Genomic DNA, 14304 nt, shown 5'->3' on the forward strand with positions numbered 1-14304 from the left:
CCCAAAAACAAAGTACAAAACGATTTCAATTTATTGATATGGGCAATATCTAAAAGTTCAAGTTGGTTTAATAAATCGTGTGGGGGAGCATATCCCCCACAACAATGACTTAAGCAGCTTTATCAGCTCCAGTTACTTTTGATTCACTGTCAGCTTTATGCTCAATCGCTTGCGTTTTAGTATTAATCGCTATTGACTTGGGTTTCATCGCCTCAGGAATCTCTTTCACTAAATCTATGGTTAATAGACCATTAGAAAGTTCTGCATTAGTAACTTCAACATAATCAGCTAAGTTGAATTTGCGCTCAAAGGTTCTATTGGCAATACCGTGATAAAGATACTTACTTTCATCTTTATTACTTTGTCTGCCACGTACCGTTAGTACGCCTTTTTCAACTTGAATATCGAGTTCATCTTGAGAGAAACCCGCTACAGCGAGAGTAATCGCGTAATGATTCTCTTCAACAACCTCGATATTATAAGGGGGGTAACCGCTCGCTGTAGCATCTGCTGTTAACGCACTATCAAGTAATGACGCTAAACGATCAAAACCAATACTACTGCGGTATAAAGGGGTTAAATCAACTGAGTTCATGATACATCCTCCGATTGAAGCAACATAAAATAAAAACAATTAACGTGACTTAGTTTCTGGGTAAGACAACACTGCCACAATTAGTTATTTAGGGATAAAAAAAACCAATACAAGGCTTTTTTGTTAAATAATTAGGAAACTCAAATATCCACTGTTTGTTCTTTTCCGCCACTAACTAGGTAAGTCGGACTTGGTCACCTAAAATTCATAAGCTTCCAAAGCGCGCAAACGTCAGTTTAACCCCTCATTGGCAAAGGAAATACAGGAAGAAGTCGCAAAATTACACTGTTAAATTACCGCTAATACGGTATTGCTCATTCCGCTTAAATATTGATGTTTTTCAAATAATAGGAACTAAAGGCCATTGTTTAATGGCAGATCATTAAACTAGGTTCATATGCTTAGTTAAGCGAATAACATCCAGTGCACTTGCATTTATAGGCTGCTAATTCAGTTATTTTGAATCTAGCTGTTTCGCAGGTAAAAATGCAATTAAGCCACAAACAATTAATCCAACAGTCGCGACATTGATCATCGGTCCGTAAACTTCATTATTTAATAATAATGCACCAACCATTGGTCCTGAAGCTAAGCCCATTTTAGAAGCGAAGCCGCCCATCGCTGCATATTGCCCAGCTTTATCTAACTCAGAGCACATACCAAATAAATAAGGCAATACAAACGCCCAAGCAATTCCTATAATGATATTGGCGTACAAATAGACATAGGTAATTTCACTAAAGTGTAAAATCCAAGTACACAAAGTAATGACAAAAACACCGATCATAAGCGGCATTACGCGGCCGTATTTAGTGCCCAATATCATTACTAGAAAAGCGCCTAGTAACGCTACCCAACTGGCAATGCCTAACGAAGTGCTCATAAAACTGGTGGTTAAACCTTCAGCTTTGCCTAACGCAATAATATAAGCGAACAGCCCCATATTGGCGGCTTGGAATAAAAAGATAGCGCTTAAGGTCATAAATAACGGTTTTAGTTTAGTTTTACCTTTACTACTGGCAGCATGCAGAATGTCTTCTACAGGATAATGAGGTAGAAATAACAACATCACTAACGTGACCAAGGTAAAGGCAATCAACGCACTAAAAAGTACAGTCGTGCCGTAAACAGGCACTAAGCCGGGTAGGTACATTAACCCTAATCCCCCTAGCCCCCATTGAATAAATAATAAGTAGCCAAAGGTTTTATCAGGATCTTGGGTACGCGAAATAATACAAAAACCGATACCAACTAATAGCCCACCAGTTATTCCATGCAATGCTCTTAGCATGATCATCGCGTTTACCGAGGAAATATAGATTGAACAAAAATCGATGACTAATATGCTCACTAATAAGCAATACGCCCAACGCTGCCAACGAATTTTTTTAATAATAAAAACTGCTAATAACGCGCCAATTGATGCACCATATAAATTAGCTGAACTAACAAACCCTGCCTGCTGACTAGTGTATCCTAACCCTTCTTTTAAGCCACTAAGCAATGCCGGCATAATATTGATATAAAAAATGCCTGCCGTTGTTAAAAATGCCAACATGATTTGTGCAAGTATACTGTTAGGGGAAACTTTCATTTGCGCAAAACCAGTTGATAACGAATTACTGCATAACGATGTTTGAACTGAAGAATTAGACATAAAACCCCTTAACTGTCACAGACAATTATTATCTGTTGAACTGACGTAAATTGAACTCACGTCATCTATTTATGTTTGGCAAAAAGTACTGATAATCTATGTATTTAAGCTAAATCAAATAGATTATCAGTGCTATTAAGTATATTAATCATAGGTGCTAGCTCAGATTGATAATGTCGCCATTTTTCTACTGAATGCTGGTATATCGGCTCTGACACCTGACTAGCACTCGCTGTTTTAATATTGTTGTTTTGCGCTCGAGTATTCACATAGCTCGCTTGCCAATTTAGCTGACAATAATTGAACATGTCGGCACTGGTTTTTTCCGGCTCACAAACCAGTTGTTCATAATGTACGTCATAAAACATATGACTAGCGAGTGTTTGCCAATGAGACATCAACTGTTGATATGACAGGAAATATTTTGCTAGTTCAGTTTGTTCATACGAAAAAGGGTAAACCTGTTGAAACAAGGTTTTAAATATTGCATAGCAAGTATCAATAGGAGCGCGATTAACATGAATTATTTTGGCCTGTGGCAACGCTTTTTTTATCAAACCCAAATACAAGAAATTTAATGGCAATTTATCGGTAATAAATTTAACACTGCCAAGTTGTTGTTCAGGAATACGTTGGCTAATTATTTTCAGATACTCTGCACCAAGACCTTGATAATCAATTTTTGCCGTGTTGGAAATTAGCGCTTGCTGCGACTTAGGGTGGCCAAACTGCGCAATTACGCGCTCAGTAAGTAAACTGGAAAAGATATTGAGCTCGCCGCCAGCAAAGACACTGTCATCCGCTGCTAGTATTTGTTCAACCAAGGTTGACCCCGTACGTGGCATGCCAACAATAAATATAGGTGTAATTTGCGCGTCAAGATTCGTCATCGCTGGTTGAGTTTTACGCCACCAATCAATACTTAATTCTTGTGCTATAACCTTCATCACATGTAAGTCTTGATTAATATCGTATTTAAGGTGTTTACGGCGTAATGCGGTTGCTTGCGCTAAATAATCAAATGATGTTGAGTAATGTTGTAAGTCTTCATAACATTTTGCCAAGCTAAACAGCACTTGAATTTGTTGTTTTGGTGAAATTTTTTCAGTCAATAAACTTTTAAGTGAGTTAGCGTGATTATGATCATTCGTCTGTTTTTCCACATCAACCAATAAACTATAAGCATCAATATCAAGCGAGTTTAATTCAATGGCCTTTCGCAATGCTGAAACGGCACTAACTTTATCACCTCTGAAACGTAATTCTGTTGCCAGATTGTAATAATAATCGCCATTGTTTGGTGCTTTCTCAATCGCTTGTTGATAATACTTTAGCGCTAGATCTGACTGCCCTAACTGAGAGAATAATTGAGCCAATTGCTGCTCTTGCACATTATTTAACTGGTGTTCAGAAATTGCCAATAAACAACGTTCGGCTAAGTTATATTGTTTCAATTGAATATGAATATTTGCTTGAGTTAATTGCCAGCCAATATTATTAGGTGAAATCTTATTCGCATTTTTAATACTTTGCAGAGCAGCTTTTTGATTATTAATCGCTAACGCGGTTTGGTAAGTGAAATACCAACCATTGGCATAATTTGGGAAAGTTTCATTGAGTTGTTTGCTAATGGCTATCGCTTGATCTAATGCGCCATGCTTGAGGCTATTAACCCCTTGCTTTAGCAACTGCTCATGGCTCTGCGAAATTATCATATATAAATTAATTCAATCATTTCAGTAAGATAATGTCATGTTAACGAGTTTATACTCAAAGCGAAAGCAAAGTTACCCTCCTTGGCAACAGAAGCTTTATTTGTGCAAATTAGAATTGATACGACACTGACATGCCAAGTGTTCTTGGGCGAGCGATCATATCTTTTTGGTTATTACCATAGTAGTTTTCAAATACCCCAGTATCCGTGCTCCAATATGTTGCAGGGTAACTAGCGGTAACACCTTCTTCATTGGTCAGATTTTTCGCATAAACAGCTAATGTCCAATTATCTAGGTAGAACTGAACATTGGCATTAACAATAGTAAAACCATCAAATTCGTCATAAATAGCACTATCTGGTACCACAGAGTTAACCGTATCCGATTGATAATACGCCGATAAATTAGTTGCCATATCAACGCTATCAGTTAGTGACATGGTATGGTTAAACGCCACTGAAAGTGTATGTTCAGCAACGCCTGGTAATCGGCTACCAGACGGCGCTATTTCTCCAGCTGTTTGTGGCTGAATTAGCGCTTCACTTAATTCAGAATCTGTATAGGCATAACCAACATTTAACTTCAATGAATCAGTTAGCGTAATATTAGCTTCTAGTTCTATACCTTTACTTTCGGCAGCACCACCGTTTTGCGCAATGAAGAAACCCCACCAAGCAGTCCCGGTATTTAATTGAGGGTCTTCCCAGTCAACATAATAAATATCGGCAGAATAAATCACTCGTTCTGTCCAACCTTTGATACCTAGCTCGTAATTAGTTGCAGTATCTTTTTTGTATGTTTCAACCGTTTCAGGGTTAAGTTCGGTAAACGGGCCACTGGTTGGCACCGCGTTAGAACCACCTCGTCTGAAACCTTCTGAATAGGTTGCATATGCCGTCATGTTGTTAGCAACGTCATAAGATACGTTAAATTTAAATAAGGTATCGCTTTCACTTTGCTTTTCAAATGGAACAAAAGGAATGTCTTCAGGTTGTAAGTACGCAAAGAAGGTCGCCGTTTTATTGGTTAACTCATTATCAAACCAACGGATACCACCAGTTGCTCTAAAGCTATCACTAAGGTGATAAGTTAACTCACCATAGATTGCGACGTCAGTGAAATTTTCCTTACGAATATAGGAGAAATCCATATCATTCACTGCTGGCACTCCAGCCCACCAGCTACCGAAAGCAGCGCAGTCTTCACCAACTTCAACACAGGCGAAACCATATTCCCCTAAACCTCTTAAGTGTGAAAAGTTAGTGGTTTTTCGGTCTTGATCCATATAAAAAGCACCAATTAACCAATCAATGTTATCGCTATCATTGGTATTAGAGACTAAACGAAACTCTTGAATAATGGCTTCGTCTTCAAAACCTGACTCTACATGTGCCGATGGGCGTGGGTTACCCGTATATAAAATATCAAACCAGTTAGTAAAGCCAACACCGCCAGTGCGGTCAGTTACCCATAAACTAGTGTTATCACGCCAGCCACTACCTTCGTGAGTATAAGAAGAAGTATTTGAAGTTAGCGTGGCAAAACCTAAATCAGCAACCACTTCTAAACTGACAAGATCAACATCACGCTCTGAAGGCTCTAAAAAGGTTGAACCATTTTCGTATTCACCGTATTCATTACCTAAATAATCAGCGCCGTTTGTTACTGCGCGTCGACCACCAACCTCATCACTTTGATGGTGATATGTCAGTAATAAATCCACGTTGTCGGTTAACTCAGAACCCAACGCCGCTTTAACATATGTTTGCTCTACGGAATCGACATCTTTTTTACTTCGGTAACAAGCTCCATTAAAGGTTAATTCCTGAGCGGTTAATGAACCAGCTACTGGCACACAGTCACCATTATCAGCTTGTACTAATGGCACACCGCCATCATCAACTTGATATAAATTTACTTGATCGATAATACCGTCATTATCCACATGACTAACCACTATGCGAACAGCTGTTTTATCAGTTATTGGTAAATTAAACATACCATCAAAAGCCATATTATTGCCGTCTGAACCATCAGTTTGACCAAAATCGGCTTTGACACTACCTTCCATAAGATCTGCATCTGGTCTATTCGATATATAGCGAACCGTACCACCTAGTGCACCAGAGCCATAAAGCGTACCTTGAGGCCCACGCAACACTTCAACACGTTGAATATCTTTTAATAAGAAGTTGGCAAATACTGGTGTGCTGTCAACGTAAGTTGATACTGTTGGTACCGTTGATTGGCCAACATCCGCACCTGAGAAACCACCTTCAACATTAATACCCCGAATAATCATACTATTAGCCGTACCGCTATTTCTGGGGCCTTTATCAATTAACGTAATACCAGCAAAATTTCGAACTAACTCTGAATTATCCAAAATGTTACGCGATTCAATATCTTTCCCTGAGACGGCTGAGATATTAAAAGGCAATTCATCAATCGTTGAAGTTCTATGTGTAGCGGTTACTTGAATGCGTTCAATTTCAGCCTCAGATGTGTTCTCTTCTGCATGCACAGACATTGAATACACTGAAAAAACTAACGCTGATGTAATAGCACTAGCCACTAGCGATTTATTGAAGGTTTGCGTTTTCATGTTATGGCTCCAAGAGTTTGTTGTTTTTTTAGCCTAATTTGAGACTACTCTATGAATCGGCATTATTAATAGTGCCAGTTAGAGCAAATCTATAGATCCAGTTTTATTTTTTATTATTCATTGGTTGATTTAGGCAGCTTTAATGGATTTAACTTACTTAATTCATTGTCACTGTTGATTATTTTTGAGAACTCCGTAAGCACTGCAGAGTTATTTTTAAAACTTTTAAGGGGTTGACCTAGGTTAAATAAGCCATTTTCTCGGTTACGTCGTACCACAGCAAAGTCTATTTCAAGCGGAATAACTTCTTCATCAGTACCCGCTTGATAAATAATATTGCCCTCTGGCCCAACCACAATTGATTGACCGTTGCCGAGCGGACTAGAGGCATTAACACTAAAGACGTAACATTGATTTTGTATCGCAGTTGCTTGGCTCAATATAAGTTCTTTTTCCCTGTCTATAGTGCCAGTTAATGTTGGGTAAATGATGACTTCCGCACCTAAACAAGATAAGGCTCTTGCGACTTCTGGAAACCAAAGATCGTAGCATATGGCTATACCAATACGCCCCTGAGGTACATCGAAAACGACAAATTTATTACCTGACTCCACACCATTTTCATAAGGGTAGAATGGATAAATTTTCCTATAGCGTTCAACAACTTCGCCATTGTTATTGATAATTGATGTCGTGTTATAAATTTTATTATTGGCGCATTCAAATAACGACCCTGGTATAAGCCAGATATTATTTTCTTTCGCTATTTGACAGAAAAAATCTTCTGTATCACCGGGTAACGTTTCCGCAAAGCTTTTGTCTGGACCAAAACTTGCCAGTTCGCTAATAACTATCATATCAACCCAAGGAAAACGTTTTTTGGTTTGTATTATTTTTTCACTTATTAGCGCTTTAGAGTTTTTAGCTTCAAGCTTTAATTGGAGAGCGGCGATGGAAAAATGAGTCATAATACATTACACCTGATTGCGATAAATGGGCTTATAATTATTTGATGTAATTACTTTATAAAGTGCTCACGGAAAACATTAGTACCAGATTAGATAAAAATATGGTGCCAGATACAGGCACATCACTGCGAAAGCTAAAATTACGCGGTTTCTATGATGGTTAAGTGGCGAACAAATGCATAATGTTGATCAAACCATGTCATTTGGTTGCCATTAGTTACAATGTAATACCCTTTCTCTTCTCCATAACCCCAAAGCTTCCATTGTCGATAATACATACCGTTTTCAATCCACCAACGGCCAGTGTCTACTTCATTGTCGATTCCGCCAGTATATCCGCGCATATTGCCATCGGGTAATAACTCAATAACACAAGGCACGCCGTAAACCATTTGGCACTCTAGCGTAACTCCCGTTAACACTTGCTTTAACGCGTTTTCATCAAGCAACTGTCCTTGCGAGTTAGAAAAACTCTCTTCTTCATCAGCGAGTTTATGAATTAGCTCTGCTAGTTTATTAACGCCAGCCCTAATGCGATCATTACTAATGCTAGTAATTCCCATGCGAAAGCAATTTTCAGGATACTCCGAACTAGCAAAATAGCGTTTAACTGGCTCTATCAAAATACCTATTTCAGCAGCTTCTTCACGTAAGCGTTCACCATCTAAATTTTTAGGACCAGTTATCCAATAAGCTGTACCCCCTTGAATGGGGCCAGTATTAATACAGTTAGGTAAGTAAATATTCAGTGCTTCTCTTAGCGTAAGCCATCGCTCAAAGAAGACTTTGTGCAAGTGCATCATGTATGAGTCGTAATAGCCTAAAGCTAAAAAATGCGCTACCACTCGTTGGTTATTTAGTGGTGGGGTTCGAGTGGTGATCTTTCTAAGTTTTTTTAATTCCTGTATTACTGCAGAGTCGGCAACAACAAAGGCAATTTGAACACCTGACGCCAACACTTTTGAAAGACAAGAAACATAAACCACACGGTTTTCTTTATCTAAACTTTTTAATGCGGGATGTGGCTGACCTAGAAAGTTACTTTCAAACTCGAAATCATCTTCAATAATAAGTAAATCTTGCTCTTTGGCTTTATTTAGGAGTTGATGTCTCCTTTCCATGGACATAGTGACACTCGTCGGCGTTTGATGACTAGGCGTGGTATAAAGCAAGTCACAGTTATTTAACTGGTTGCACACTGTCATGCCTTGGCTATCAACGCTTTGATGTATTAACGAGGCACCTTGGTTAATTAATAGTTCCCGCATTTCTGGATAGCCGGGCTCTTCAACGGCAACGGTGACTGTTTCATCGACAAAAAGGGTGGTAATCAAATTTAAGGCTTGTTGGCTACCTACAGTTATTAATATTTCATCGCGATCTGCGACAATGCCGCGCCGCGGTAAAATTTTACTTCGAATTTCGTCAATAAGTTTGGGGTCGTCATCTATACCTTGAAGTTTTGACCATTGATATATTTCTCTAGGGGCGTTAGCTTTGCGATTGGCTTCTCGCCACTGTGCAACAGGATATAAAGAAGCATCATATTTACCATCAATAAAAGGGTATTGATAATTTTGCCAGTTTTGTGGGCAAGAAGTTGCATTAGTGGTCTGCCATGCACCTTTAAATCGGTGAATATTATCCACGGGTTGTTTTTTATAATGGGCTTGCTGCTTTCTCTTTGCAACCTTGCCTTGTGCAATTTCATCGCAAACAAAAATACCACTTCGTTGTCGACTGACGATATACCCCTCGTCCAGTAACGATTGATATACCAATACAACTGTATTGCGAGAAACGCTAAGCTGTTGGGCCAGCTTTCTGGTAGAAGGCAATTTACTTCCAGGAGAAAATGTACCATGCAAAATACCTTCAACTAGTTGCTGTCGAATTTGGCTTTGTAGGCTTTCTTCTTTCCCAGAGTTAATATGAATGAGAGCAGTATTCATTCAGCAACATTATCTTATTATTGAGTAAGTTAACAACATTTTTGACACACTCTATAGCTGGGCTAGTTGTAGCCTAAGACAAAGCTTTTTTCATCATTTTCCATTTCTTGATAAAAATCACGAACCTCATCATCAGACCAAGGTTTGATCGCATCTTTGCCAGCTTTAATTTCACTCTCTGCGATCAAATCTAACTCGTCTAGTTCACGGGTTAATTGTTTCATCATAAACTCTCTGTTGAATTTTTTACTGAATAATATAATGAGAAAGCCCCAATCAAATGACTGGGGCTTTTCAAGGCCTATCCTGCAAGTTTATTGAATAAATGTTCAAACTTATCTAACGCTTCATTTAACGTGTCATCTTCAATAGTTAATGCCGGTAAAAATCGAATCACATTGCCGTAAAAGCCACAGGCTAACAGTATTAACCCCGCATCTTTAGCATGAGCAATAATGGCTTGCGTTAACGCAATATTAGGCTGCTCAACATCACCATTGACAATCAGTTCAAGCGCGATCATCGCCCCTTGATTTCGAACATCTAAGATAAGTGATGGATACTTTTCTTTTAACGCAGACAAGCGTTGATTAAAGACCTGTCCAATGTGATTGGCGCGATCAATCAACTGTTCTTGCTCTATTACGTCTAATACCGCCAAAGCTGCTGCACAGCCTACTGGTGAGCCGCCATAGGTACCACCTAAACCGCCTGGATTTGGCGCATCCATCACTGCCGATTTACCCACAACCGCTGCAATAGGAAAACCACCAGCAATTCCTTTAGCCATGGTAATTAAATCAGGCTCAACATTGGCATGTTCAAAGCTAAACATTTTGCCGGTTCGAGCAAAACCCGTTTGAATTTCATCGGCAATGAGTAAAATTCCATGCTGATCACATAGTGCTCTCAACGCTTGTAAAAACTCCGCCGGTACTTGGTAAAATCCCCCTTCACCTTGCACAGGTTCAACAATAATTGCTGCGGTATCTTCAGGAGAAATATCTACTTTAAATAGGTTCTCCAAGGCTTTTAACGATTGTTTGACCGATATACCATGAACCTCAATTGGAAAAGGCGCATGGAAAATATCACTAGGAAATGGGCCAAATAAATTTTTATAGGGAGTGATCTTGCCTGTTAACGCCATGGCCATATTAGTTCGGCCATGAAAGCCACCGTTAAACGCAATGACACCTCTGCGCCTTGTTTTCGCTCGCGCTATTTTCACGCAGTTTTCAACCGCTTCTGCGCCAGTTGATACAAATATCGCCTTTTTTTCTGAATCCCCGGGGGCAATGGCTGTTAACTTTTCGGCGAGTTCCACCCCTACTTGATATGGGTTAACCATAATGCAGGTATGACTGAATTTTTCTACTTGCGCTTTGACCGCTTCAACAACTTTAGGATGACTATGGCCGGTATTACATACAGCAATACCAGTACCTAAATCAATATAGCGATTGCCTTCGACATCCCAAACCTCTGAATTTAAGGCTTTTTCAACGTAAACTGGGTAAATATTTCCCATCCCTCTGGCAATGACTTTTACTTTTCTATCTTGTAATTCCTGATTACTGATCATATATGTGTCTCTACTTTAAAATTGAACCGACTATAAGTTGCCCATGCATAAGTACTTAATTTCTAGGTAATCATCTAAGCCATATTTAGAGCCTTCTCGACCATTGCCAGATTGCTTGACTCCACCAAAAGGTGCGGCGGCATTTGAAATAATGCCTTCATTGACTCCCACCATGCCGTATTCAAGCGCTTCAGAGACACGCCACACTCGACCAATATCATTAGCGTAGAAATAAGCTGCTAGCCCATATTCGGTATCGTTAGCCATTGCTATTGCTTCAGCTTCTGTATCAAAAGCAATGATCGGTGCCACAGGACCAAAAATTTCATTCTTAGCTATCGGCATATCGTTAGTGACTTGGGTCAGTATTGTTGGCTGATAGAAGTGGCTACCGCTATCATCAACTTGACCGCCCAATATCAACTTAGCCCCTTGCTTGATAGAGTCTTGAACAAGTTGATCAACATCAGCTACTGCTTTGGTTGAAATCATAGGACCAATATTCACCCCTTCTTCTAACCCATTTCCAATAGTTAGATTGCGAACAGCATGGGTAAATTTGGTGGTAAACGCGTCAAGAATTGACTGTTGAACAAAAATTCGATTGCTGCAGACACAAGTTTGGCCAGCATTACGGTATTTAGAGGCAATAGCACCTTGTACAGCGGCATCTATATCCGCATCATCAAACACAATAAAAGGCGCATTGCCGCCTAATTCCATCGACACTTTTTTCACCGTGCTAGCGCATTGTGCGATGAGCTGACGACCAACAGGCGTAGAACCGGTGAAGGTAAATTTGGCGATATCAGGGTGCGTGGTTAACACTTCACCAATGCCACGGGCATCGTTACCAACAACAATATTAAATACGCCGGCTGGAATACCTGCACGTTCAGCAAGCTCTGCCATAGCAAGTGCCGATAATGGTGTTTGAGACGCTGGACGGCCAACAAAAGTGCAACCGGCAGCCAAAGCTGCTGCCGCTTTACGCGCTATCATCGCATTAGGGAAGTTCCATGGCGTTATCGAAGCAACAACACCTACAGGCCGCTTAATAATAATAACGCGCTTATCGTTTGCAGGGGCAGGAATTGTATCGCCGTAAACCCGTTTACCTTCTTCAGCAAACCACTCGATATAAGCTGCGCCGTAAGCTATCTCACCTTTTGCCTCGGCAATAGGTTTACCTTGCTCTAACGTTAATATGGTTGCTAAGTCATCTTGATGTACCATCATCAAGTCAAACCACTTGCGCATTAAACTTGCGCGTTGTCCGGCCGGCAATGCTGACCAACCGTTAAATGCACTTTTAGCAGCAGCAATAGCTAAGCTGGCTTCATCTACGCTTGCATCTGAAACATCTACAACAACTTCCCCTGTTGCTGGATTGGTCACAGAAAGTTGCTTAGCACTGGCGTGCCAGCTGCCATTGATATAAGAGTGACATCTAAGTAATGAAGAGTCCTTGAGTTTATCCATATCTAATCTCTAACGTTTAATTAATGTACTTATTGAAACCAAAACATTACTTTGATTAAATACAAAACTATCAACCATTAGTTTGAAATTTATAAAACAATGAAAACTAAAAGAGTCATTCCAAAACAAATTACCGAATATGATTTGAAGCTATTAAAAGTCTATCTTGCCGTAGTTGAACATGATGGCTTTTCAAATGCTGCCAGTGCGCTTGGTATTACGCGCTCAACAATTAGCATCCATATGTCTAACCTTGAAACACGACTTGGTTACCGGCTGTGTAATAGAGGAAGGAAAGGGTTTTCATTAACGGAAGAAGGAAGCTCGGTTTATGCAGCGGCTTTACAACTCTTTGATACATTCGATGACTTTTCAAAACTTGTTACGACATTAGGCCATGAATTAAGTGGAGAACTGGTATTGTTATGTGCAGAGCAGTTAGATAATTCCAAACAAAAAAAGCTTGGTGAAGTCATTTGCTTTATTCATGATCAATACCCCAATTTAAACTTAGTGCTAGATGGCGGTTCTATTGACTACATTGAAAAACAGCTACTTAATGAAAAAGCACATGCTGGCGTCTACCCTTGTTATCACACATTAGATGGCTTGGAATACCAAAGCATATTTACCGAAGCTATTTTTTTGTGCTGTCACAAAGAACATGAGTTTTTTCATTTAACCGACACTCAAATCTCTGATCAGATGTTATCGCAAGCAAAGGCGATTCACCCTGGTGTTGATATTAATTTTCAAGGTCGAGAACAACTCAATCGCCTCAACCTTGTCGCAAAATCCTACCAATTTGATACCCGCAAAGCGATGATTGCATCTGGCAGGTACCTTGGGTTCTTACCACAAAGCTATATCCAGCAAGAGTTAAACAATGGCTCAATTCGCATCATTAAACCAAGTGAATGTTTTTACGATTTTGAACTATCGCTAGTAACCAAAAAAGTTTCGCGCGAACCGCAAAAACTGACGCTGGTAAAGAGTGCTTTTAATCATGTGTTTTTGTGACTTCCTAGGAAAATTCATAAGTTAAATTGCGCTATTCTCCTATTTTATTGAAAAATCCATCTAAATTTATCACAAACTAGTAGATTCGTTTTCTTTGTTTCATAACAACGTAACCTTGTTTAAGGATAGCGTTGCATCGACCAGTTGATCTCACAACGTTTTACCGACATTGAGCAGTTCCCATGAAAACACACAGCATGTTTTTTCAGTGGAAACGGGGGGCTACTATGAAGTCTTAGTAATAAGCTATTAGCTGCCAAGGAGGATATTTTGGCAAAAGATAAAGATGCATGAACTTTTGGGCTATCGGTTTATGCAATAAGTATCGCCTTCAACTCTCCACAAATGTGAGCCCAAGGCAGTGTTTTGCCGTTATTCACTCTTTTTATTCTATTTGGTGTGCCTGCGGGTATAGGTTATTCCTTTAGGCCCAATATTCACATAATATCGCCAAGGGAAAACATTAGGCGATAATAATAAACACTAGTTTTACGCTAAGTTTTTTCAGCAACATCGGTTGTTTTTCGATACCATCTCGAGTTCAAAGTTATCGTTTATGCGTGGGTCAATTATTCATTACAAAAAAGGAGCCTACGGCCTAATGCCGTTCACTTAAGGTGAGCGGCATTTCTTTTTATAGGGTACCGAGCGGGTCGTTTCTTCACACATCGAGGAAATATTCTTTGCCGCCGGGGCTCTAAGATAAGGCTTTCAGCCATACCGTA

Annotated in this window: 10 protein-coding genes; 1 reads left to right on the top strand and 9 read right to left on the bottom strand. The window is 39.6% G+C overall.

The window, feature by feature from the left end; translation table 11 throughout:
* Positions 1–109 precede the first annotated feature (109 nt).
* The 9 genes from ACOB82_RS11625 to ACOB82_RS11665 form a co-directional block, all read right to left on the bottom strand.
* Positions 110–595: an Hsp20 family protein gene (locus ACOB82_RS11625; RefSeq protein WP_448213161.1), complete on the bottom strand. Its 486-nt coding sequence runs from the start codon at positions 593–595 to the stop codon at positions 110–112.
* Positions 596–1049: 454 nt separating this feature from the next.
* Positions 1050–2252: an MFS transporter gene (locus ACOB82_RS11630; protein ID WP_448213162.1), complete on the bottom strand. Its 1203-nt coding sequence runs from the start codon at positions 2250–2252 to the stop codon at positions 1050–1052.
* A 104-nt stretch (positions 2253–2356) separates the two neighbouring features.
* Positions 2357–3967, bottom strand: a complete 1611-nt coding sequence (locus ACOB82_RS11635) for a tetratricopeptide repeat-containing sulfotransferase family protein (RefSeq protein ID WP_448213163.1) — start codon at positions 3965–3967, stop codon at positions 2357–2359.
* Positions 3968–4076: 109 nt separating this feature from the next.
* Positions 4077–6572: a TonB-dependent receptor gene (locus ACOB82_RS11640; protein WP_448213164.1), complete on the bottom strand. Its 2496-nt coding sequence runs from the start codon at positions 6570–6572 to the stop codon at positions 4077–4079.
* Positions 6573–6685: 113 nt separating this feature from the next.
* Positions 6686–7540, bottom strand: coding sequence for a carbon-nitrogen hydrolase family protein (locus tag ACOB82_RS11645; protein ID WP_448213165.1), 855 nt, complete (start codon positions 7538–7540; stop codon positions 6686–6688).
* Positions 7541–7680: 140 nt separating this feature from the next.
* Positions 7681–9492, bottom strand: a complete 1812-nt coding sequence (pdxR, locus tag ACOB82_RS11650; RefSeq protein ID WP_448213166.1) for a MocR-like pyridoxine biosynthesis transcription factor PdxR — start codon at positions 9490–9492, stop codon at positions 7681–7683.
* Positions 9493–9554: 62 nt separating this feature from the next.
* Positions 9555–9719 (bottom strand): hypothetical protein, encoded by a 165-nt coding sequence (locus tag ACOB82_RS11655; protein WP_448213167.1) that lies wholly within the window; start codon positions 9717–9719, stop codon positions 9555–9557.
* A gap of 74 nt (positions 9720–9793) precedes the next feature.
* Positions 9794–11074: a 4-aminobutyrate--2-oxoglutarate transaminase gene (gene gabT / locus ACOB82_RS11660; RefSeq protein WP_448213172.1), complete on the bottom strand. Its 1281-nt coding sequence runs from the start codon at positions 11072–11074 to the stop codon at positions 9794–9796.
* A 33-nt stretch (positions 11075–11107) separates the two neighbouring features.
* Positions 11108–12559, bottom strand: a complete 1452-nt coding sequence (locus ACOB82_RS11665; RefSeq protein WP_448213168.1) for an NAD-dependent succinate-semialdehyde dehydrogenase — start codon at positions 12557–12559, stop codon at positions 11108–11110.
* 99 nt (positions 12560–12658) lie between these two features.
* Here ACOB82_RS11665 and ACOB82_RS11670 point away from each other — a divergent pair, with 99 nt between their 5' ends.
* Positions 12659–13579 (top strand): LysR family transcriptional regulator, encoded by a 921-nt coding sequence (locus ACOB82_RS11670; RefSeq protein ID WP_448213169.1) that lies wholly within the window; start codon positions 12659–12661, stop codon positions 13577–13579.
* Positions 13580–14304 lie beyond the last annotated feature (725 nt).

The sequence above is a fragment of the Colwellia sp. MEBiC06753 genome, assembly GCF_053470325.1.

What these genes read in the sequence shown, in the direction of transcription:
- ACOB82_RS11665 (WP_448213168.1), bottom strand. Translation starts at nt 12,559, where the DNA reads ATGGATAAACTCAAGGACTCTTCATTACTTAGATGTCACTCTTATATC.
- ACOB82_RS11640 (WP_448213164.1), bottom strand. Translation starts at nt 6,572, where the DNA reads ATGAAAACGCAAACCTTCAATAAATCGCTAGTGGCTAGTGCTATTACA.
- ACOB82_RS11670 (WP_448213169.1), top strand. Translation starts at nt 12,659, where the DNA reads ATGAAAACTAAAAGAGTCATTCCAAAACAAATTACCGAATATGATTTG.
- pdxR (WP_448213166.1), bottom strand. Translation starts at nt 9,492, where the DNA reads ATGAATACTGCTCTCATTCATATTAACTCTGGGAAAGAAGAAAGCCTA.
- ACOB82_RS11655 (WP_448213167.1), bottom strand. Translation starts at nt 9,719, where the DNA reads ATGATGAAACAATTAACCCGTGAACTAGACGAGTTAGATTTGATCGCA.
- ACOB82_RS11645 (WP_448213165.1), bottom strand. Translation starts at nt 7,540, where the DNA reads ATGACTCATTTTTCCATCGCCGCTCTCCAATTAAAGCTTGAAGCTAAA.
- ACOB82_RS11635 (WP_448213163.1), bottom strand. Translation starts at nt 3,967, where the DNA reads ATGATAATTTCGCAGAGCCATGAGCAGTTGCTAAAGCAAGGGGTTAAT.
- ACOB82_RS11625 (WP_448213161.1), bottom strand. Translation starts at nt 595, where the DNA reads ATGAACTCAGTTGATTTAACCCCTTTATACCGCAGTAGTATTGGTTTT.
- ACOB82_RS11630 (WP_448213162.1), bottom strand. Translation starts at nt 2,252, where the DNA reads ATGTCTAATTCTTCAGTTCAAACATCGTTATGCAGTAATTCGTTATCA.